Genomic DNA, 18998 nt, shown 5'->3' with positions numbered 1-18998 from the left:
ACAGCCTCCTAAGCTGTAGGTCAGGGGTTCGATTCCCTTCTAGGGCGCCACTTATAGAGATTGATAACCCTATTTTGGGGCAGAATTGGGGCAGGATTTTAAAAATAGCATATGTGTTCGCTAAAAATAAGAAGGGCGAGGGATTATTCCCCTGCCCCTTTTTTATTGAAAAACTCGCTGAAATGAGATGCAGCCACCCGATCCACATCTACAATATTATGACCATAAAAGTCCATTGTTGTTCCGATTTTTGAATGGCGCGCGCGCTCGCTAATTGATTTCATTGGAACATTCTTTTCGATCAAAAATGTAATGGATAGATGTCGGAGATCGTGGAATCGTATCTTTTCGAGATAGTTATTATGAATGAATCGTATCCACCATTGGCTTATGGAGTCAGGTCGGATCGGCACGCCATACTCATTAGCGAACAAGAATAAGTTGTCTGGATGCTGCCACTTGTCACCCATCATCATTTTGTGCTTCTTTTTCTCATGCAACAATTGTTGTATCATCCCTGTCAGTTCCTCCGGTATCGCCGCCACGCCTTCCAGATTGTTCTTGATGGATTTGGTTTCTACACCACCCCCACGCTTTTCCAGCAGCGATTGCTCAAACCGTATAGCATTCTTATCAGCGAGTATGTGCTTGTCTTCGAGAGCGGCCACCTCTGCCTCGCGCGCGGACGTAACAAACGCGATCCAAAAGAGCACTTGTTTTTCAAACGATTCCGTTTTAATCGCTTCGATCATCTTCCATACATTATCAATGGAGTATTCGAGTTGCACCTTGCTTTGTTTGGGAACAGGAGCCTTTACACCATCGGCAGGATTGTCCTTGATCAACCCATATGTTTTAGCGGCAGCGAGAAGGCTATTCATGGCCTTGTAGCAGTTTCTTATGGTTGATGCGGACAACAACCCTTCCTTGCCATCCAAGCGTCGGCCGTGCTTCTTTAGATCGTCTACAAAGTTGACGACATGTATCGTTTTGATGTCGGATAGGCTCATGCTTCCGTAGGTCGGAAGGATGCGATTTTCAATGATGTTGATATTCTCATTTAATGTGTTTTCTGAACCATAATGCGTAGGCGCAAACTTCACTAACCACTCGCGCTCATAAAATTGGCGCAGGGTCATCTTTTCAGGGCGTATGTATTGGTCTGTTAGTATCTCGGATTCAAAGATGGATAGTTCTTTTTTTGCTTCAGTGTGATTCTTCGCTTGAACATTCCGGCGCTCGCGGATAGCTTTCCCTTTCTCAGTATATCCGATCACCACTGATAGCCTGTACTTGTTTTTTCCACGTTTTTCTACGCTACCCATAGATCATTCTCCTTTCGTGCATTTTTGATTCCAGTTGTAGCATTCTTCTTTCGGCTGCCCAGAGCGGTACGTTGAATATATGCGCCAGCGTGTACGGTGTGATATAGTCCATTTCGCGCACAAGATGGATCGGCATCGATGCATGGAGGGCAAAGCGATTAGCCTGTACCTCCATAAAATCAGAAACAGGCTTGACAGCAGATTTTTGGTCAGTATCATGCAAAATGGGATGTCCGACCTCATGGAAAAACGCCCATATTTGATGATACTTAGGCATGTACTTATATATAATCACGCATATATGGTTTGGTAAAAATATAGTGGTCGTCTTCTTATCCTTAAAATGTAAACTGATTTCCAGCCGGTGCGCGATTGTTTCAATGTCGAAATCATGAAATGAAAATATTCTTATCTTTCTGTACATGTCGATGGCCTTTTGTTCTATCATACTGTGTAGCACTTAACCACCCCCTTTCTAAAAACATATGTTCTTTTTTAGATTGTAAGAAAAGCCCCGGAGGGCTGCTTTATAATCTTTCATTCATATATATCTACAATATCAGCATTATCCTTGTAAACCTGATACTCTCCAAGCACCATGCCTGAGCCAATTTCGCTCGCATCTTTATTAATATCATCTTCATACTCATAAACAACGACATCATAATATTCGCCCATGTCGTTTGCGCTTGTTGTAGTTTCATGTGCAATATCAATAAACCAGTGTACGCCGTCATCTTCTTCCCAATGCTCATCAGCATACGAAAGGATATATTCGTGTAACAGCTCCCCGTTGTCGTGTTCAACTTTCACCCAACTGTCTGTATTGTCATTACGTACAGGTTGAGTGTTAATAAAGGATAGATCATTAATATCCCCATCAGCTTTACCGACAGTGTGGTCGCGTTCTTCTATTGATGTATCAATGTTTTCATATAGTGAATCCTCTTCCTCTTCCTCTTGTTCATGATAAGTAGAAGCGAACGTTTGAATATTTTCTATTCCTTCACCTATATCCATTTCTTCAACAGATTCATTTGAAAACTCATAACTATATACGGCTTCGCCTTCATCATCTAACAAGTAAAATTCAGAAGATGGTGTATCATCAAGGTGGTGATATTGTTCTAAAATGTCCTCAATGTCACTTTCAAAGCCCCTTTGAGCACTTCCACCAAAAAACGGATCGCCGTAATCAATGTCCGTAGACACTATTCCATCATCTTCTGAACCATCTATATAATCATCATCTAAAATTTCCTGAGCGATTTCAAGTGGGTCATCCGATATCAATTCGCCCTCCTCGTTTTCACCCTCTTCTTCCTCGCGCTCAAAATAGGTAGTTGCGAATGATTGAATATCATCAACGCCGTCATCTATGTTTAGGTCTTCAACAGATCCTGCGGAAAATTCATAACTAAACACAGTTTCATCTTCATCATCCAATAGATTGAATTCAGAAGAAGGGGTTTCATTTAAGTAGTGATATTGTTCTAAAATATCTTCAATATCGTTTTCAAATCCTCCTTGAGCACTAAAGAAAGGATCACCGTAATTGATATCCACACTTACTAACTCGTCTTCTAATCCCCCGTCTTTAAAATCATCGCCTAAAATTTCTTCGGAGATTTCAACGGGATCATCCGAAATTAAATATTCGTCTTTATTCTCATCTTCTTCGTCTGAATCTTCATCAGCATTGGTATCGTCAGATAATAATTCTCTTTCATCACATGCAGACAATACAAAAATAAAGATAAAGCCAACATAGATTAAGGATTTATTCACCAATTAACCCCCCCATATCCACACATGTTAATGGAAAATATAAGAACTGTCTAGTTATTTGTCCTCATCATCATCGAAAAGTTTTTTGATCATATCTCTTTTCTCTTTATCCATCTTTGCAAACTGTAGAGCATCTTCAATTTCTTCATCACTGTAGTCATCAAAACCTCCGAAAGCGAACATTCTTTCGTTATCTTTAAATTTATCTTCACGGCCAATAATATAGTCCACCGAGACTTGATAAATATCAGCTATTTTCCCGAGTGTTTCGCTATCAGGTGTTCTTGTTCCATACTCCCAATTAGCATAAGTAGACATTGTTTTTATCCCTAGTTTTTTTGCAACATGAGTTTTAGACCAACCATTATTTTTTCTCAAACTCTGCAATCTTTTCCCTATAATTTCGGACATGTTCATGCTCCCTGCGTTATTCATTGTGTCTAATAATTTTAGCATGTTTACACATCCTTTATAATAATTTACACGAAAAGAATAAAAAAATACTTGACTTACTCTTTTCGGGTAGTTATAATACAAAGTAAGAGTTACACAAAAAGAGTAAAAAGGAGGGTGAGAATTGAACAACAGCCTAAGAGCAATTAGAAAAAGCAAAGGTGTGACTCAAGCGTTCATATCCAGAGAATTGGGGTACTCGTACCCGAGCGGATATGCGAATATAGAAATGGGCAGGGTTAAACTTAGCCTTCATAACGCAATGAAGATTGCCGAGATTTTAAATGTAGACGTAGAAGATATTTTTTTTGACGATGAGTTACACACAAAGGGTAAAAAGAACAATTCAGCTTGAAAGGAGCGATCAAATGAACCTCGATGAACGACTCTGCTGGCAATACGAAAAAGATATCCAATACGTCAGAGAGCTTCGCCACGAACTTGAAATGACATTGATGGTACAAAAAGAAGTCATCGCCAACTCTAAGCGGATCAAGCGAATGAACAGAAAGGGGTTGGCTCCCGGTGAGTCCTAACGTCATCAAGGATCGTTTCATTGACTTGATACTAACAGCTGACTACAGAGTGCTCACTGACATGGAAAAAAGCGAGTTATCCGAAAGCAAAGTGTTCTTGAAAAACTTCATCCGCGAGCACGAGAAGTTAGTCCAAATGAGCTTCCTAGCATATATGACTGATGATACCGAATGGCATTTAAATGTCTGCTCGGAGATCGACCAACTGAAAGGAGAGGAAGCATGAATCAAACTATGGATGTCAAAGAGTGCGCCGAGTATTTGCACGTACACCCTGACACAATCTACACGATGGTTCGCCAGAAAGAACTTCCGCATTTCAGAGTCAGGAGCCGGATTTTCTTTACGAAATACAGGGTGGATCAATGGATCGCTGATCAGGACACGATGACGGCCATCTAAGTATAGTCTATCAATCAAATCTATCTAATAGGAGGAATGATGAAGGTGAACACGTACTACCGACGCGGAAACCTTGGTCTTTGGCTCAGACATTTCCGGCTAAACAGCCGCAATCCTAGCATTACATCACAAACGACATTGGCAAGGAAGCTGTTTTTGGAACAAAAGCAGATATCAAAAATCGAACTCGGGGAAGTCGAGCCGCGCATAGAAACGGCAGCGGAATGGTGCTCACTAACAGGCTGGCGCGAAGGGTGGGACATCATCGCGCACATGTATCAACTTCATCCCTTTGCCGTGCCACCCGTCCACCCAGAGTTGAGCGAGCGTCTATCAGATTCAATCATCAACATGCGCCAGCAGCTAATGACCGCACTTGAATCACTCGATGAAATCGAGAAGGCCAACAACAAGCGGCGGCCTACCAGAGAGTTGGACATCGACAATGTTTTTCAACAGCAAATCGGAGACTTGTTCGACTTGTTGCCAGCTGTCAAATCAATGATGTATGCGGCAGAGCGAGACATCGATCTCAACATCGAGGAGGTTACACAAAAATGGACGAAAGGCAGCGTAGCGGATCAGGTGGTCATGCCGACAATGAGCCAATTAGAGCAGAAGGCTATGGCGTGAAAGAACGGACGATGATTTATCTGTTTTGGGGGTCGATAATATCAAGCCTTGTGATCATAATTTTGTGGGGGTAGGAAAATGGACATAGCTATCTTAGTCATTCTTGTCATTCATTTGATTATGAATGCGACGATTATGTTTTTGTTACTGAGAGATGAGTTTTAAACGTTTTGTGTTTGAGCAACCAGTTAGCTCTTTCCTTAAATTCTAGCCTGATAAATAGAGTGGATGGTTGAACATCAACAAAATAACTGAATTCTTCATAGTGCTCAGAATAGATGAGTGTTTTTCTGTCAAAAGGATTGCTTGGTGCATACCAGTTGGGATTATCTAACGTAGAGAAATTGATATTCTCATGTGGTTCAAATCCATTGTCATTGATAACGTCACCATTGCTATCGGTAATAATGACATTTGTTAACGTGATAGCTCGTCGACCAAGGTTATTAACGACAAAATATATTTTCGGAGGGCAACGATCATCTAATTCTATGTCTGAATCAGTGATTTCAACTACTTTTCGATTTAAAGCAAAAGTATACAAAAGTGTTAACAAAGAAAATATAGCTGCCGCCGCGGACAGAAAATGATTTATAAAAGCCATCAATGAGCATTCACTCCTTCTGAAAAACAGTTTATCAGAAATCGGGAGAATTAGAGTGAATGACGAAAAATAAATGCAGTTGGGAGGAATTAATAATGAATCAAAAAAACCTTGACACACGCATCAGCTACTACACACGGAAGGTTGCAGAGCAAGCGAGTTATCCTAGATCAGAACCTTTGCCAAGCGCTTATATGTATCGTTATGAGCGGTTGAAAAAGTATCAAAGAATGCTGAAAGCAAAAATAAAAGAGGTGAAACGCCATGATTGAGTTAGAGGAATTTGTGGCCTGTGACTATTGCAGTGAGCCAATACCGGAAGGCGAAGGATATCAAACAAGAAGCATCATAAACGCGAAAGTGATATGTGGCCATCCTGAATGTCTAATCGATTATGCGGAGGAAAGTCTTGAGAAAATGCAATGAACCCCTTGTGCAGCAACACAAGAGGTTCTAGGGGGTCAAAACTATATACCCCTCTATTGTAACACCCCCGAGACGATACCGCAATAGAGGGAATCGGGAGGAAACGATGAACAAAATAAAAGATTTACTCACGGAGATAGAAGCAAAAAACATTTATGTGGGTGACGACGGCAAATACACCATTATGACCTCGCCGGAGCGTATGAAGGAGTTGCCGATCACATATCACGAGAAGCCATCGCACATTGTGCCCACTACAAAATATATGATCAGCGAACATGAGTCTTTTAGTATCGTTGCCGTATCCATCGACGAAGGAGTGATCGCATGACGACGCTATATGAATTGGAAGACAGCTACAAAAACCTTATGGCCAACATCGAATTGGGCGTAGACGAAAAAGCATTTGCAGATACGTTAGAAGCTATTGAGGATAGCTTAGAGGGCAAAGTAGAAGGTTACCATGCTGTCATTCGCCAAACAGAAGGCGATATTGAAACAATTAAAGGGGAAGAAAAACGCCTCGCTGAACGCCGCCGATCAATGGAAAACAAGGTCAAACGCATGAAGGAACACTTGCAAGAAAGCATGATTGCCATGGATAAGCGGAAGATCAAAACGCCTCTTTTTACGGCAAACATCCAGAAGAATGCGCCGAGTGTTCGGGTGATTGATGAAGGATTGATACCGAAAAGTTATTTTGTAGAGCAAAAGCCGCAACTAGATAAAAAGCAGTTGATCCAATCATTGAAAAACGGAGAAGATACCGCGGGGGCGGAACTTGTACAAACGGAATCTATTAGATTTAGATAGGGGGGTTGACAATGGAAGTAAAGAGAGCAAAACGCCAAAAAGTAAAAGCCGCAGTCGCTTATATTGGCGCTTCTGGGTCTGGAAAAACACTTGGAATGTTGCTCACTGCATACGGAATGATGCGAGAAAAATATCCAGATATGAACGACCAAGAGATATGGGAGAAGATAGGTGTCGTGGACACTGAGCATGAGCGCGCGACGCTTTACGCGGACATGACGATACAGGGTGAATCTATAGGCCAGTTCCTTCATGTGAACCTGACAGCGCCGTTCTCAGCCGACAGATACCAAGAAGCTATCAACGTACTCAAACAGGAAGATGCAGAGGTCGTTATTATCGACAGCCTTTCGCACGCTTGGGAGAACGAAGGAGGATTCCTTGATCTCCAACAAAAATTCGGCGGTAACTTTCAAGCATGGGCAAAGGTGAAGCCGGAAATTCAAAAGTTCGTTAAAAGCATTACAGCAAACGATGTACACATTCTGGCATCCATGCGAACCAAACAAGACTATCAAGTGGAGGAATCCGACACTGGCAAGCTGAGAATCCGAAAAATGGGGCTGAAACCTATTCAGAAAGACGATCTCGAATACGAGTTCATGACAGTTTTCCAAATCGACCAAGACCATTATGCAGCGGCTACAAAGGACAATTCTACGATGTTTGAAGGACAAATGGAAAAGATTACACCTGATCACGGATCAAAGCTGTATCAGTGGCTTGAAGAAGGCATTGACGTAAAGCAGATGGAAGAAGAATCAAGACAGAGCATGATTCACTCTTTACGAGAAAAAGCAACCGAAGATGAAGCAATCGAAAAGGATATTCAAGAACTTGAAGGAAAAGCTGAACAGTCCCTCGATGACATGGAAATGCGTTTGCTCAAAAGAGTAGAAAAAATAATCTCTGAAAAACAATCAGCATAGGAGGAATTTAAATGTTAAAAATCGACTACAGCAAAGCGGGTTCGGAACCAGTCAAACCGGGAGAATATGAGGTTCTCCCAACTGAATACGCGGTAGAAACAGCAAGGTCAGGTAATCAGATGGTTCAGTTCAATTACACCATTCGTGATGATGTTGATCAGCCGAGCCAAGGATCAAAAATCAACTATGACAACTTTGTATGGACACAAAATTCTTTGTGGAGATTCCAGGCGGCTGCTAAAGCATCTGCCATCCCTGAAGGAACCGAAATGAACACGCCTGAGGATTTTGGACAGGCTTTTAAAAATCGACCGTTACGGGTGGTTGTAGAACTGGAAGAACAAAGAAACGGGAGAGAATATCCAACAGTAAAAAGTTTCAAGGAAACACAAGTCGGCCCTCCAATGAACAACAGTAGTGCCCCATTAGGGCAGACAATAAACACCAATGATATCAGTGATTCTGAACTCCCATTTTGATATAGAGAGGGGTTATCCCCTCTCCGTTCATAGTAAAGAAGGTGATCGAGAATGGATTACATGAAGGAGCTTAACGCCTTCAGGAATTGGCTGCTAATGAACGATCTAACCACCAGTGGAATTGCGTTATGGCACACACTAATGTCCATAAACAATATGACTGGATGGAAGGAACATTTCAATGCGCCAAATTCCACAGTACAGCGATTAACCGGACTTTCCAAACAAGGGCTGGTTGATGCTCGAAAGGTACTGATTGATAACAACTTGATTGAGTACCAAAAAGGCAAGAAGAACAAAGCTCCTGTTTACAAAATAATATCATTAGTCAACTCAGTTGACCAATCGCTTGACCAAATAGTTGACCAATCAGTTGACCAACAGCTTGACCTACCAGCTTACCAACAGCTTGACCATACCTACACTAGACAAGACAAGACTAATAGTAATGGTCATGAAGGTTCAATTGACCCTGACCCATTCGATGAATTTTGGAGTCATTACCCTAACAAAAAGAAAAGGCAAGAAGCGGAGAAGAAATTCAATATGCGTTTGAAGCATAAAAATCCAGAGGAACGAGCAACGGCAGAAGAAATGATTCTAGGGGCAAAGAACTATAAAAAACAGTTGGAGAAAGACGGGACGGAGAAACGATTCATGCAGCATCCAACGACGTTTTTAAACCAACGTTCGTTTGACGACTATCAAACATTAAAAAGCGAGCAGAAAAGTGGTAATGGCTATCTCTACTGGAACGAGTATGAATCAGACTCGATAGATTCGCCGTTTATAGAGCAGGGGATGATCGTGAGGGATGAATAATAAAGAGCCAATTAACGAACGAGCAGAGATAGCAGTCCTTGGAGCGATGATGAATGATGAGCGATCCCGCTATGACATTATCTCTCGCATAAATACAGATCATTTCACCACGGATGAGCGTCGCGCTATTTTTGAACGCATTGGCTACATGACTGATGGTAGGCGGCTAACAGCAAAAATGGTGAAGGATCAAACGACAGAAACAAAAGAACGGAGGCTCGTTGAAACCGCAGATGGCGCGTATGTGGATTATGACCACTTCAAACGAGACATTGAAGAACTTGTAGAAAACTACAAGCTCAGGAAGATGTATCACATTATGTCGCATGGTTTGAAGCAGGTGGGGGCTAATACGAGCGTTGATGAAATATCGGACAAGGTGTCTGAGGGGTTGAGCGAGCTCATTGTGACGGACACTAACCGATACATCGTTTCTCCTGAGGAAAGATATTCAGAAACGAGGATGGAGTTAAGTGAGCGTATTAAGAATCCGGAAATCAGCTATGGATTAAAGTTTTCGCACGAAGAACCGGGAAGGACTATTGGGTTTCCGTCTGTGGACCAATCCATACTTGGCGCAAAACCCGGGGATTTGATTCTTGTTGGGGCTGAAACAGGCATAGGAAAGACGGCTCTTGGTGTAAATATCGCCCGATTATTTAGCGTATATCAAGATCACATTGGCTATTACGCAAACACGGAAATGGATATTCAAGAGTTGGAAGCTAGGCTTATCGCTCCGATTGCAGGTGTTACCGTTCGAGAGTTTATGTCAGGACAATTTGAAGGCACGGGCGAGGAAATCATGCGCAAGGAGCAGCGGGCATTTAATGCGATTAGCGATTACGGAGATAGCGGGTTAATGCTTTCGAGAATACCGAGCTTAAACGTGCCTAAAATCAAGGCTTTGCTCAATCAAGTGAGGATGAAAAAGAAGCAATTGGATTATGTGGTAATCGACTATATACAGCGCATGGATAGCACGGATCATTACGATGCTGAACATTTGAAGCTAAAAAAGATCGCAATGCGCTTAAAAGAAATGGCGGTCCAATATAACATCCCGGTCATAGCGCTGGCGCAGAGAAATTTTGAGGGGTATGTAGAAGGCGGGAAAGCCATTCGCAATGAGTGTGATGCCGTATTTTATATAGAGCCAGTCAAGGATGACGATATCGACTATATGCACAAAGCGATCCAAGAGCCAAGCAAACAAAAACTTGCAAACTATAAGATTGTGAAAAACAAGGTGCGCAGGGATGACAACCCCTATCCTATATACGTAAATTTCGACAAAAAAAGGCAGTTTATCAACGAAATAATGTGAGGTGAAACGGATGAAATACCCTGACTATCACAATGTAGAGGTCGCTTATAACGGCGCTCATAACCGAAACAATATCACTCACATCGGTGCGGTTAAGAACTTTTCAGGACATAGAGAAACATACATGACGTACTTCCGGTACAACGATGAAATGATCGACCATTTTCAAGATAAACAAACGGTCAGTGGTTACAAAGGAAGCGCATACGCTGACTGGCTACCCATTGACGTAGACAGCGACTCGCTGGACGAAGCGCAAGACAATATGCGAGCGCTTATGATTAACCTCGAAGATTACAACATTGATACGAGTTGTTGCCGTTTCTACTTTTCTGGATCGAAGGGATTCCACGTCATGATCCCCTCTGGTGTTTTCGGAGCAAAGCCCGATCCACAAAATGACAAGCGTTTTAAAAAAGTGGCTAGTCTACTGACCGAAGGCGTTCAAACAGACATGAGCATCTACCAAAAAACAAGGATTTTCAGGCTCCCAAATACGATCAATGGAAAGACGGGGCTATATAAAATTGAGCTGTATCCGTTCCAGATCACAAACGATAGTATATCTGGCATCTTAGACGCGGCTAGGCAGCCCGGAGAGCGATTAGAAATAGATACTGAATACGATGAATCGGAAGAACTCAAAGAAGCGTATGACGCTCCTATACAAGCCAATCAAACCAAGCCGAATACAGGGAAACCGGAAACATATATATGCATGTCAACGATGATGAAGGGTGTTCCTGATGGCGAACGAGACAATGTGGGCGTTAGGGTTTCATCCCATTTGAAAAAACACGGATTAAACGCGGAAATGTCTTGGGTAGCAATGGACGAATGGAACAAAAAGAATGACCCGCCAATGGAAACAGACAGGTTAGAAACCGTATATCAGCAAGGTATGAAATATGAGTTTGGCTGTCATGACTTTTTGTTGGCTAAGTATTGCGATCCTGACTGCAAATTCTATAAATCTCATTGGGGGCGATTTTAATGGATAGATGGTATGTGTACGGATTTTTAAAAGATGTTGACGGTAAAACGAGCATGGATGAGCTGATTGATGTTTTCCCAGAGTTATCGGATGACGAAATCCACAACGGAATATTTGAATATACCGGGATGCAACAAGAGAACAAAGATTATTTTGGGGCATTATCGCTAAATGAAAAACTGAATATTCACGGGCAATATCAACAAAAATGGCGGTCTAAGGCATCCAGAGGGCCAGATAAATCCATGGATTATTCAAAGATATATTCTGCCTCGGATTCTTGGCCTGGATCACGATGATGCCTACAGGGATGAGCAAGAATGGCACAAGCTCAACGGCCCGGTGATCACATACCGGGTCGAGAGAGGGGAGAGGAAATGAACGTTTATGACTACTACATTACGCCGGAGGAATACGAGGAAGCGGAAAGGAATGGCATCGGCAAGAAAACGCTAGATTCTCGTATACGTGTATATGGCTGGCGTAAAAAAAGAGCGATAACAGAGAAGACGCAAAGAAGGACAAAGCGCGGGAAATATCTAAAAATAGCGGAGAATAACGGTATCAATCCGCAAACATTTTACAACCGCGTGAACATTCACGGGTGGAGCGAAGATGACGCGGCGACGAGGCCGAAAGTAGACCCTGCTATAACGATAGAAAAAAACGGCAGGCAGCAGAGAAAAACGACGGATGACATCTTAAAGAAAGCAGCCGAAAACAACATACCGCGCTCGACGCTTTTTGCAAGGATCGAAAAAGGATATGACATGGAGACGGCGGCAACCGTACGTGATTTGAGAAAGGGGCGCGGATGATGGCAAAAACGAACGCATATGACAACTTGCAAATTTCTATGACGAGAGACAGCTTAAAAGAAGCTTACGCGGCGATATTTGAAAATGAGAAGCGGGGATTTGAGCAAGTGGGACATATCGGTTCGTTCGTAGATATGAACGGTCACGGGCGCTATGTTGTGAAGATGAGGAAGGCGGGGGAGGAATGAATTACGTATATGTGATAGGGCTGATGCTGATCATGGTATCTGGGATAGCTGCTCTGTTTATGACGAGCGTGTTGTATGACGAAGTGCAAGCTCTGGAAGATGATTTGGAGCACGCGGAGGAAAAGATCGAAGAATTGGAGCAGGAAAAATACGCGGAAATTGATGCTCACTGGAATGAAATGAACCGTATGCAGAAGGAGGAAGTACAATGAAAAATACTCTTGGAGATTTGAACAATCACCTGTTTGCGCAACTCGAAAGGTTGAACGATGAGGATTTAAGCGGTGAAGAACTCAAAGAAGAAATCGACAGAGCTAAATCAGTTAGTCAGGTATCACAGCAGATCATCAGTAATGGATCACTCGTACTGGAAGCTAACAAACTAGCAGACGATCGGATGAGCGCGGACACGAAACTCCCAAAAATGCTAGGAGGAGATAAGTAACATGCACCGATATACCAAAGAGCAGATAGATTTTCTCCGATCAATATCTGAAGGATTGACGAATACTGAAATACACAAGTTGTTTGTGGAAGCATTTAGTGCCGATGTTAGCGAAAAATCTATACAAAACATTAGATATCGAAAAGGGATTAAAAACAATATGCAAGGGCATGAGACGAGGTTCAAAAAAGGTCACAAAACCTGGAATAAAAACATGAAAGGGATCAACTTGGGAGGACAAGAAGGGTGGTTTAAGAAAGGACATATGCCACCCAGCCACCTTCCAGTTGGCAGCGAAAGTGTCCAAGAAGGCGAGGTTTTGATAAAAACCGATGAACCAAATGTTTGGGAAAAGAAACATCGTTGGCTGTGGGAAAAACACTATGGAGATATACCGGATGGGCATGCGATCTCTTTTAAAGATGGAAACAGTCTGAACGTGACGTTAGATAATCTCTTTGCAGTAAATCAAATAGCGTGTATGTATGTCGCAAAACGCGACTTTCCCCGGAATTACCCAAGCATAAACGTAGCATCACACAGATTAGCGGAGTTGAATATCGCGATTAGACAGAAAGAGAAGGTGTGACTGGATGGACAAATGCGCGAAGCTACAGGTGCGGGCGGTGATTGTGAAAGACGGAGATATTATTGCGGAGGGGAGAAACTCACCTCTCCGCGAATGCGATAACGTGACATGCCATGTGGATAACCATTGTGTCAATTCAATCCATGCCGAGCAATTGGCGCTTATTAAAGCGGGGAGAAGGTCAGAGGGAGCTACGATGTTTACCAATTTTGAGCCGTGTTCCAATTGCCGAAAAATGATCATTTCGGCTGGAATCAAAACTGTAATCTATCACAACGAAAAGTACGACGAGCTGAATCATCGTTTCAAAGGCGATGTGGAGTGGATCCACGATCCATTATTGGAGGGGAAAGATAATGAAATACTTCGAGTTTAAGGAACCCTACTATGCTCTCATACGCACAGAAGGGGCAAATAGAGCTGCAGAGATTTACTTCCGCGCTTTTCGATATGAAGGTCGCGAACAGAAAGAAAAGACGCGAAACGAAGCTCTGAACACCTTCTTGATCGAAGAAAGCGAGACGGGTGATCTCGGAGAACTCATCCGGCAATTTAACGAGAATCGGGAATCTATATTGCTATTGGATCGTGAGCTGATATGAAGAAACACAGGAAGATTGTTCGGGATAAATCAGGCGGTCGGTGTTGGTACTGTGGATCAGAGTTACCCGAAAAAGGTTGGCACATAGACCATGTAGATCCGGTGCAGAGAATGCCGCAAGGTCACCACTATAACCTTGATAGAGAAAATGATAGTAACAAAGTGGCTGCTTGTGCCAGTTGCAACATACAAAAAGCAGATTTGTCCATTGAAGGGTTCAGGAAGAAAATAGAGCAGTTTATATACAGCCTGAACTCCTACCACACGCAATATGTTGTAGCCAAAAGATACGGCCTTATAAAAGAAACCGACGTAAAAGTAGAATTTTGGTTTGAGCGGGAGGGGAAGCATGAACAAGACCGAACGCATGACCGCGAAACAGTACAGGAACATGCCCGGCAAACGGAAAAACAAATATAACGCGAAGAAGGTTTATGCAGATGGCCACACATTTGATAGCAAGCGCGAATTTGAATACTATCGCGAGCTTATGCAGCGGATGGGTAGGCAGGAGATAAAGACGTTTGAATTGCAACCGGAGTTTTTGCTGCAGGACACATTTCGTAAGAACGGTGAGACGTGGCGAAAAGTGAAATATGTGGCTGATTTTCGAGTGTATCACCATGATGGGAGCGTTGAAATCGTAGATGTTAAATCTAAACCGACGAAAACGCCGACATATAAGCTAAAGCGCAAATTGTTTGAGTATCATTATCCAGATCTAACAGTGACGGAGGTGTACTGATGCAACTCAAAAAAGGACAGTTTTATCACGAGGTGGGCAATTTGCAAAGCACAGTTTGTTATTTAGGTAAGGCCCAACATATGGATACAGGAAATGATATGGCGATTTTGAGAAGTTTTAAAGATCCCAAGACATTTGTGATGGACAAGACAGATTTTGAGTGCAGGATTGATAACGGCGATTTTGTGTATGTGCCGATGGAAAGGGATGGGTAGCGAATGAGTGAGTTGAAAAGAATTAAAGATAACGCTGTCGTTGAAAATGTATTTGAGACTGGAAACGACATGACTTACGAAAAGGTTAAGTATCTGCAAGAAGGTGACTTTGATCATATTTTAGAACAAACCGAAAAAGCGGAGCGGTATGAACGGGCGTTGGAGTATATCGCAGGTGTGAAAGATGCTCCTTATTATGCGCTGACAATTTACGACGCTGTTAGTGAAGCAGTTGAAGCATTGGAGGGTGATGACGAATGAGCGAGCGGTTGGAATCTGCTAGGTATAAAATTGAATTACTGAAAACGACTGTGCATGAAGGTGTGTTTGCATCTACTATCAATGAATTTATAGAACGTGATGCAGACTATATATTCAAACAGGCCGAAAAAGCGGAGCGTTACGAGGGAGCGTTTAAAGATTTATATAATATCAACACCGATATGCTAGTAGCCAAGTACGCAGATTGGCAAGATGTCCAAGAAGAAGCGTTTGAAGATGCACACCAAAAACTAGACTATTTAATCGACAAATTAAACAGCATTGGAGGGTGACAGCGAATGAGCAGAGAGATTAAGTTTCGGGCGTGGGATAGAACCGCGATGCAAATGTACAGTTGGAAGTCCATTCAATTCAATTTTTATGAACACACGGTCAATGACCATATTGTAGTTATGCAATATACCGGACTTAAAGATAAAAACGGAACGGAAATTTACGAAGGGGACATATTATTTAACCCAGTATTGGATTGCTCATATGTAGTTGAGCGCGACGCTGTATCTCCCCAAATTTTATTTAACGATCCGAACAAGGATTACGCGGAAGATTATTATGATTTGGATGAAGAGGCTGAATGGAGTTATATCGTCATACAAGGCAACATATACGAAAATCCTGGGATATTGGAGGACAACCAATGAGGACAAAACGCACATTCCCGAAAAAGCAAACCGACCAAATCAAATGGCAACGCGAAGTGATTATTTCGGAAATGCACGATACCAAAACGGACGAGCGCATGAAGCAGATTGTGGAGAGGGTGTAGGGGATGAGAAAGGAAAAGTATATGTGGAGAGTATTTGTGAGTAATTCCGTTGGCGAAATAAATGTGGTTACTGATAATAACGATATATCAGAAGTTGTGTCGTTTTTAATTGACAATGAATTAGAACAAACACGGTCAATTGTATATGAAGGTGTTGTTTACGAGCGCATGAAGCAGATTGTGGAGAGGGTGTGAAAATATGAAAGACATAAACAATATGACGCTGCGTGAGTTGGTCGCGTTTGTCACCTTTGCGACAGGAAAGACGGAAGATCAGGCTATGCAGATGACAATGAGAGAGTTGCAGGGGATAGGCGCGCAGATGCAACCGAAAGGGCAATACGGGAACATCAGAAGCATGCAGGGGCATAAGCGCAAGCACTAAGCGGGGTGATCGGGTGAGAGAAGAGAGGGAAACAACGGAAATTGATTGCTCCGAGGATGGCGTATTCGTGGTTAAAAATGGCGAAGTGACAAAGGTAGACAAGCCCGCGACTGGGTACGGGCAGCAAAATGTTGTTTGGCTCGGCGGGAAAGTTGATCGGGTGGAGAGTACGGAATCAAGGAAGATTTAAGGGGGGTTTAACAAAATGGAATTTAATACCGTTCAGGTCTATGTATGTGTTGACTGTAATGATGAAGTTGAGTTTTTAAGTCATCAGATACATGAGAGTTGTATAATGTGTGGATCTAGAGATATTTATGTCGAAAGTGAGTATCCTAAAATCCCTGAAAAAATGATTTCGGATGTTGAAGGTATATTCGACTATTTTTTAAATAAAGGGTTCTCAATAAGAGATATAGAAAGTGTGTTGAAAGAAGCAATAGAAGTGGAAGCTCAAATTAGATAAGAATAACGGAATGTCAACCGAAAACCGGAGGCATCGCACAACAAACGTTGGAGTGGTGTCTCTTTTATATTTCAGGAGGGATTAGATGGTTATAGCATTCCAGATTGTGTTGATCGTGATGATGTTTTGCGCTTTTGCATTAGCAGCAGACAGAAGGAAGTCCAAAGAGGAAAAAGCAACAATGGCAGGGTTGACGCTAGCCACGATGATTGCGTTCATCGTGTCGGTGGTGTGGTTGTGAGCGTGGAATTGCAATCTATCGCCAAGGAAATGCATGAGACAAGCAAGCGGATAGACAAGGCATCGAAAGAGGTGTTTCGGCTTGCTAAAGAAAGAGCGGAGACAGAGCGCGTATACAGAACAGCTCTGCATCAGGAGATCGTACAGCTACGGAATGAGGGAATGCCCGCCACGCTGATCGGGGATGTGTCGCGCGGTAGGTGCGCGGATTTAAAGTTTGAGCGGGATAGCGCGTTGGAGATGCACAGGTCGGCGTTGGCGGCGTTGGAGAGTATACAGGTGCAAGGATCACTTTTACAGACAATAGCGAGATACCAAGCGGATATATAGGGGTGGTCAGTATGGAGGTCTTTTATACGAATGGCGGAGCAAAAAGGTATAAAGATTATATCGATAAACCATTCCACGATCTTTCTGTGAAAGAATTCAGGGAGATGAGAAGGAACAATAAATCAGCAATTAGTGCGCAAGATATGATCGAACATTATGGAGTCACGCCTAATGATTATGTGGAGTTTGTGCAAAACACGGAAGGGATAGCGCTAGCGAGTGAAGAGAAAAAATATCATAAATCAAGAAACGCATTAGAAACTTCCATTCCTAAGAAGAAAGAAAAATTTAAAGGAATAGAGCTAAAAGCATTTAGGTTATTGAGAGGATATAGCCAAAAAGAAATGGCGAGAAAGTTAAATTTACCTGTAGATTCTATTAGAAATACTGAATCTGAAAAGCGTTATTCCAATTACGGAAAAGAGTATATGAAAACGTTGAAAATAAAAGATAGCGAAAAGGAGCGCGTTCGCTCTTACCTTAACGGTAAATCTAAAGGATTAGAATTGGATCGCGAAATACCTTCAATGATTAAAGCGGAAGTTAGAAAGCGCGACGGAAATAAATGCTCAAATTGCGGCAGGAAAGGAAAATTGCATTTTCACCACAGAACACATTTTTCTAAAGGGGGATTGCACACCGCCGAAAACCTTACATTACTTTGTGTTCCATGCCACGCAAAAGAACACGAGGACGAACTGGTTCATGGATTAATTTCCTCAATGAAGTAACGGAAGGAGTGGATCGCATGCAGGCGGTGAAATTACGGAAATCTACTTTTAAACATGTGGAAGCTGAAATTTGCGCTTACCCAGAATACCAGAAAGAAATAAAGAGCATACGAGAAGAAATTATAAATGGCCAAGGTGAGGTAGATGAAAACTTTGGTGCGGGCAAGAACTCTCCTAGAGAACCGGGAAGACCGACAGAGAAGATTGCGACTCGTTTAGTTACGAATCGTCGATTGCGCCATTTAGAAGAAGTCACGGAAGCCATTGAGGATGTTTACAATCGACTCGATGATACGCAAAAAAAGATGGTTAAGTTAAGATATTGGAACAGAGAAAGTTTAGGCTGGGAAGCCATCGCATATCATTGCAATATCGGGCGAGCTTCGGCTTTCCGTTATAGAGAAGCAATTGTTCAATCTATAGGTGAACGAATAGGTTGGAAATAATTGATACTTTATTGATACTTTTGGAAGGGGTAAAGGTGTTATTATGAGAGTGTGGAAGAATAACCGGATACTTTTACAGTCATAGGGCTTCTTTTTTGGCACTCGCTTTAGGCGGGTGTCTTTTTCGTTATCATACCTTATATCTGAGAAACCGCCCGTCTTTTCATCCCTCCTTTCAGCGGGCGGTTTATACATAAAAAATATCAAGGGGGCGGGGTGC

At 42.4% G+C, this 18998-nt stretch carries 42 protein-coding genes; 37 read left to right on the top strand and 5 right to left on the bottom strand.

What is annotated here, in order from left to right; genetic code table 11:
- Positions 1-143: 143 nt before the first annotated feature.
- The 4 genes from BLS58_RS15260 to BLS58_RS15245 form a co-directional block, all read right to left on the bottom strand.
- A complete protein-coding gene (locus BLS58_RS15260; RefSeq protein WP_090399739.1) occupies positions 144-1325 on the bottom strand; it encodes a tyrosine-type recombinase/integrase in 1182 nt (393 codons plus the stop codon).
- Positions 1318-1785, bottom strand: coding sequence for an ImmA/IrrE family metallo-endopeptidase (locus BLS58_RS15255; RefSeq protein ID WP_090399736.1), 468 nt, complete (start codon positions 1783-1785; stop codon positions 1318-1320). The genes BLS58_RS15260 and BLS58_RS15255 overlap by 8 nt, the downstream gene beginning before the upstream one ends.
- 77 nt (positions 1786-1862) lie before the next feature.
- On the bottom strand, positions 1863-3113 hold the full coding sequence (locus BLS58_RS15250) for a hypothetical protein (RefSeq protein ID WP_090399735.1): 1251 nt from the start codon (positions 3111-3113) through the stop codon (positions 1863-1865).
- A 54-nt stretch (positions 3114-3167) separates the two neighbouring features.
- Positions 3168-3569 carry a helix-turn-helix domain-containing protein gene (locus tag BLS58_RS15245; RefSeq protein WP_245723204.1) on the bottom strand — a complete coding sequence of 134 codons (402 nt, stop codon included), beginning with the start codon at positions 3567-3569 and terminating at the stop codon, positions 3168-3170.
- A gap of 121 nt (positions 3570-3690) precedes the next feature.
- Between BLS58_RS15245 and BLS58_RS15240 the strand changes: the two genes are divergently transcribed.
- Genes BLS58_RS15240 through BLS58_RS15225 form a run of 5 tightly spaced genes read left to right on the top strand, consistent with a single transcriptional unit; the run spans position 3691 to position 5137 of the window.
- Positions 3691-3921 carry a helix-turn-helix transcriptional regulator gene (locus tag BLS58_RS15240; protein ID WP_090399733.1) on the top strand — a complete coding sequence of 77 codons (231 nt, stop codon included), beginning with the start codon at positions 3691-3693 and terminating at the stop codon, positions 3919-3921.
- A 13-nt stretch (positions 3922-3934) separates the two neighbouring features.
- On the top strand, positions 3935-4102 hold the full coding sequence (locus BLS58_RS17690; protein ID WP_176764795.1) for a hypothetical protein: 168 nt from the start codon (positions 3935-3937) through the stop codon (positions 4100-4102).
- Positions 4092-4328 (top strand): DUF7667 family protein, encoded by a 237-nt coding sequence (locus tag BLS58_RS15235; RefSeq protein WP_090399731.1) that lies wholly within the window; start codon positions 4092-4094, stop codon positions 4326-4328. Before BLS58_RS17690 ends, BLS58_RS15235 begins: the two co-directional genes overlap by 11 nt.
- On the top strand, positions 4325-4504 hold the full coding sequence (locus tag BLS58_RS15230; RefSeq protein ID WP_090399729.1) for a helix-turn-helix domain-containing protein: 180 nt from the start codon (positions 4325-4327) through the stop codon (positions 4502-4504). The genes BLS58_RS15235 and BLS58_RS15230 overlap by 4 nt, the downstream gene beginning before the upstream one ends.
- A gap of 45 nt (positions 4505-4549) precedes the next feature.
- Positions 4550-5137: a helix-turn-helix domain-containing protein gene (locus BLS58_RS15225; RefSeq protein ID WP_143018935.1), complete on the top strand. Its 588-nt coding sequence runs from the start codon at positions 4550-4552 to the stop codon at positions 5135-5137.
- 133 nt (positions 5138-5270) lie between these two features.
- Here the strand turns inward: BLS58_RS15225 and BLS58_RS15220 are convergent, their stop codons facing one another.
- Positions 5271-5741: a hypothetical protein gene (locus BLS58_RS15220; RefSeq protein WP_090399725.1), complete on the bottom strand. Its 471-nt coding sequence runs from the start codon at positions 5739-5741 to the stop codon at positions 5271-5273.
- Between the two features lie 95 nt (positions 5742-5836).
- On the opposite strand from BLS58_RS15220, the gene BLS58_RS17685 reads away from it, so the two are divergent.
- The 32 genes from BLS58_RS17685 to BLS58_RS15080 all read left to right on the top strand — a co-directional run bounded on the left by BLS58_RS17685 (position 5837) and on the right by BLS58_RS15080 (position 18778).
- Complete coding sequence (locus BLS58_RS17685; RefSeq protein WP_176764794.1) at positions 5837-6013, top strand: hypothetical protein; 177 nt, start codon at positions 5837-5839, stop codon at positions 6011-6013.
- The gene (locus BLS58_RS17680; protein WP_176764793.1) at positions 6006-6167 is read left to right on the top strand and encodes a hypothetical protein; all 162 of its coding nucleotides are present in this window, start codon (positions 6006-6008) and stop codon (positions 6165-6167) included. Before BLS58_RS17685 ends, BLS58_RS17680 begins: the two co-directional genes overlap by 8 nt.
- 106 nt (positions 6168-6273) lie before the next feature.
- Entirely contained in the window at positions 6274-6498 is a 225-nt protein-coding gene (locus BLS58_RS15215; protein WP_090399724.1) for a hypothetical protein, read from the top strand.
- The gene (locus BLS58_RS15210) at positions 6495-6980 is read left to right on the top strand and encodes a siphovirus Gp157 family protein (RefSeq protein WP_090399722.1); all 486 of its coding nucleotides are present in this window, start codon (positions 6495-6497) and stop codon (positions 6978-6980) included. Before BLS58_RS15215 ends, BLS58_RS15210 begins: the two co-directional genes overlap by 4 nt.
- Positions 6981-6991: 11 nt before the next feature.
- Complete coding sequence (locus BLS58_RS15205; RefSeq protein WP_090399720.1) at positions 6992-7909, top strand: AAA family ATPase; 918 nt, start codon at positions 6992-6994, stop codon at positions 7907-7909.
- A gap of 11 nt (positions 7910-7920) precedes the next feature.
- Positions 7921-8388, top strand: coding sequence for a DUF669 domain-containing protein (locus BLS58_RS15200; RefSeq protein ID WP_090399719.1), 468 nt, complete (start codon positions 7921-7923; stop codon positions 8386-8388).
- A gap of 51 nt (positions 8389-8439) precedes the next feature.
- The gene (locus tag BLS58_RS15195; RefSeq protein WP_090399717.1) at positions 8440-9210 is read left to right on the top strand and encodes a hypothetical protein; all 771 of its coding nucleotides are present in this window, start codon (positions 8440-8442) and stop codon (positions 9208-9210) included.
- Positions 9203-10537: a DnaB-like helicase C-terminal domain-containing protein gene (locus BLS58_RS15190; RefSeq protein WP_090399715.1), complete on the top strand. Its 1335-nt coding sequence runs from the start codon at positions 9203-9205 to the stop codon at positions 10535-10537. Before BLS58_RS15195 ends, BLS58_RS15190 begins: the two co-directional genes overlap by 8 nt.
- A gap of 10 nt (positions 10538-10547) precedes the next feature.
- Entirely contained in the window at positions 10548-11531 is a 984-nt protein-coding gene (locus BLS58_RS15185; protein ID WP_090399713.1) for a primase C-terminal domain-containing protein, read from the top strand.
- Complete coding sequence (locus BLS58_RS15180) at positions 11531-11830, top strand: hypothetical protein (RefSeq protein WP_090399711.1); 300 nt, start codon at positions 11531-11533, stop codon at positions 11828-11830. Before BLS58_RS15185 ends, BLS58_RS15180 begins: the two co-directional genes overlap by 1 nt.
- A 21-nt stretch (positions 11831-11851) precedes the next feature.
- Positions 11852-12349 carry a nucleoside permease gene (locus BLS58_RS15175; protein ID WP_143018934.1) on the top strand — a complete coding sequence of 166 codons (498 nt, stop codon included), beginning with the start codon at positions 11852-11854 and terminating at the stop codon, positions 12347-12349.
- Positions 12349-12537: a hypothetical protein gene (locus BLS58_RS15170; protein ID WP_090399708.1), complete on the top strand. Its 189-nt coding sequence runs from the start codon at positions 12349-12351 to the stop codon at positions 12535-12537. The genes BLS58_RS15175 and BLS58_RS15170 overlap by 1 nt, the downstream gene beginning before the upstream one ends.
- The gene (locus tag BLS58_RS15165; RefSeq protein WP_090399706.1) at positions 12534-12749 is read left to right on the top strand and encodes a hypothetical protein; all 216 of its coding nucleotides are present in this window, start codon (positions 12534-12536) and stop codon (positions 12747-12749) included. The genes BLS58_RS15170 and BLS58_RS15165 overlap by 4 nt, the downstream gene beginning before the upstream one ends.
- Entirely contained in the window at positions 12746-12982 is a 237-nt protein-coding gene (locus BLS58_RS15160) for a hypothetical protein (protein ID WP_090399704.1), read from the top strand. The genes BLS58_RS15165 and BLS58_RS15160 overlap by 4 nt, the downstream gene beginning before the upstream one ends.
- A gap of 1 nt (position 12983) precedes the next feature.
- The gene (locus BLS58_RS15155) at positions 12984-13571 is read left to right on the top strand and encodes an HNH endonuclease signature motif containing protein (RefSeq protein WP_090399702.1); all 588 of its coding nucleotides are present in this window, start codon (positions 12984-12986) and stop codon (positions 13569-13571) included.
- 4 nt (positions 13572-13575) lie between these two features.
- A complete protein-coding gene (locus BLS58_RS15150) occupies positions 13576-13947 on the top strand; it encodes a deoxycytidylate deaminase (RefSeq protein ID WP_090399700.1) in 372 nt (123 codons plus the stop codon).
- Complete coding sequence (locus tag BLS58_RS15145; protein WP_090399698.1) at positions 13928-14173, top strand: hypothetical protein; 246 nt, start codon at positions 13928-13930, stop codon at positions 14171-14173. Before BLS58_RS15150 ends, BLS58_RS15145 begins: the two co-directional genes overlap by 20 nt.
- A complete protein-coding gene (locus BLS58_RS18445; RefSeq protein ID WP_090399696.1) occupies positions 14170-14592 on the top strand; it encodes an HNH endonuclease in 423 nt (140 codons plus the stop codon). Before BLS58_RS15145 ends, BLS58_RS18445 begins: the two co-directional genes overlap by 4 nt.
- Positions 14522-14917, top strand: coding sequence for a DUF1064 domain-containing protein (locus tag BLS58_RS15135; protein ID WP_090399694.1), 396 nt, complete (start codon positions 14522-14524; stop codon positions 14915-14917). Before BLS58_RS18445 ends, BLS58_RS15135 begins: the two co-directional genes overlap by 71 nt.
- Complete coding sequence (locus BLS58_RS15130; RefSeq protein WP_090399692.1) at positions 14917-15132, top strand: hypothetical protein; 216 nt, start codon at positions 14917-14919, stop codon at positions 15130-15132. Before BLS58_RS15135 ends, BLS58_RS15130 begins: the two co-directional genes overlap by 1 nt.
- A gap of 3 nt (positions 15133-15135) precedes the next feature.
- A complete protein-coding gene (locus BLS58_RS15125) occupies positions 15136-15393 on the top strand; it encodes a hypothetical protein (protein ID WP_090399690.1) in 258 nt (85 codons plus the stop codon).
- Positions 15390-15686, top strand: coding sequence for a hypothetical protein (locus tag BLS58_RS15120; RefSeq protein ID WP_090399689.1), 297 nt, complete (start codon positions 15390-15392; stop codon positions 15684-15686). Before BLS58_RS15125 ends, BLS58_RS15120 begins: the two co-directional genes overlap by 4 nt.
- A 6-nt stretch (positions 15687-15692) precedes the next feature.
- Positions 15693-16055, top strand: coding sequence for a YopX family protein (locus BLS58_RS15115; protein ID WP_090399687.1), 363 nt, complete (start codon positions 15693-15695; stop codon positions 16053-16055).
- Positions 16052-16180: a hypothetical protein gene (locus tag BLS58_RS18230; RefSeq protein WP_281241021.1), complete on the top strand. Its 129-nt coding sequence runs from the start codon at positions 16052-16054 to the stop codon at positions 16178-16180. Before BLS58_RS15115 ends, BLS58_RS18230 begins: the two co-directional genes overlap by 4 nt.
- Positions 16181-16183: 3 nt before the next feature.
- On the top strand, positions 16184-16375 hold the full coding sequence (locus tag BLS58_RS15110) for a hypothetical protein (RefSeq protein ID WP_090399684.1): 192 nt from the start codon (positions 16184-16186) through the stop codon (positions 16373-16375).
- A 4-nt stretch (positions 16376-16379) separates the two neighbouring features.
- Complete coding sequence (locus tag BLS58_RS15105; protein WP_090399682.1) at positions 16380-16565, top strand: hypothetical protein; 186 nt, start codon at positions 16380-16382, stop codon at positions 16563-16565.
- Positions 16566-16578: 13 nt separating this feature from the next.
- A complete protein-coding gene (locus BLS58_RS15100) occupies positions 16579-16755 on the top strand; it encodes a DUF3954 domain-containing protein (protein WP_090399680.1) in 177 nt (58 codons plus the stop codon).
- Between the two features lie 15 nt (positions 16756-16770).
- Positions 16771-17031, top strand: a complete 261-nt coding sequence (locus BLS58_RS15095; protein ID WP_090399678.1) for a hypothetical protein — start codon at positions 16771-16773, stop codon at positions 17029-17031.
- Positions 17032-17116: 85 nt separating this feature from the next.
- Entirely contained in the window at positions 17117-17272 is a 156-nt protein-coding gene (locus BLS58_RS17675) for a hypothetical protein (RefSeq protein ID WP_176764790.1), read from the top strand.
- Complete coding sequence (locus tag BLS58_RS15090; RefSeq protein ID WP_245723202.1) at positions 17269-17601, top strand: hypothetical protein; 333 nt, start codon at positions 17269-17271, stop codon at positions 17599-17601. The genes BLS58_RS17675 and BLS58_RS15090 overlap by 4 nt, the downstream gene beginning before the upstream one ends.
- Before the next feature lie 11 nt (positions 17602-17612).
- Complete coding sequence (locus BLS58_RS15085; RefSeq protein WP_090399677.1) at positions 17613-18332, top strand: HNH endonuclease; 720 nt, start codon at positions 17613-17615, stop codon at positions 18330-18332.
- A gap of 17 nt (positions 18333-18349) precedes the next feature.
- Positions 18350-18778 carry a transcriptional regulator gene (locus BLS58_RS15080; RefSeq protein WP_090399674.1) on the top strand — a complete coding sequence of 143 codons (429 nt, stop codon included), beginning with the start codon at positions 18350-18352 and terminating at the stop codon, positions 18776-18778.
- Positions 18779-18998 lie beyond the last annotated feature (220 nt).

The sequence above is a fragment of the Natribacillus halophilus genome (assembly GCF_900100185.1).
Taxonomy (GTDB): domain Bacteria; phylum Bacillota; class Bacilli; order Bacillales; family Marinococcaceae; genus Natribacillus; species Natribacillus halophilus.
This window is presented reverse-complemented; position numbering and strand designations above follow the sequence as displayed.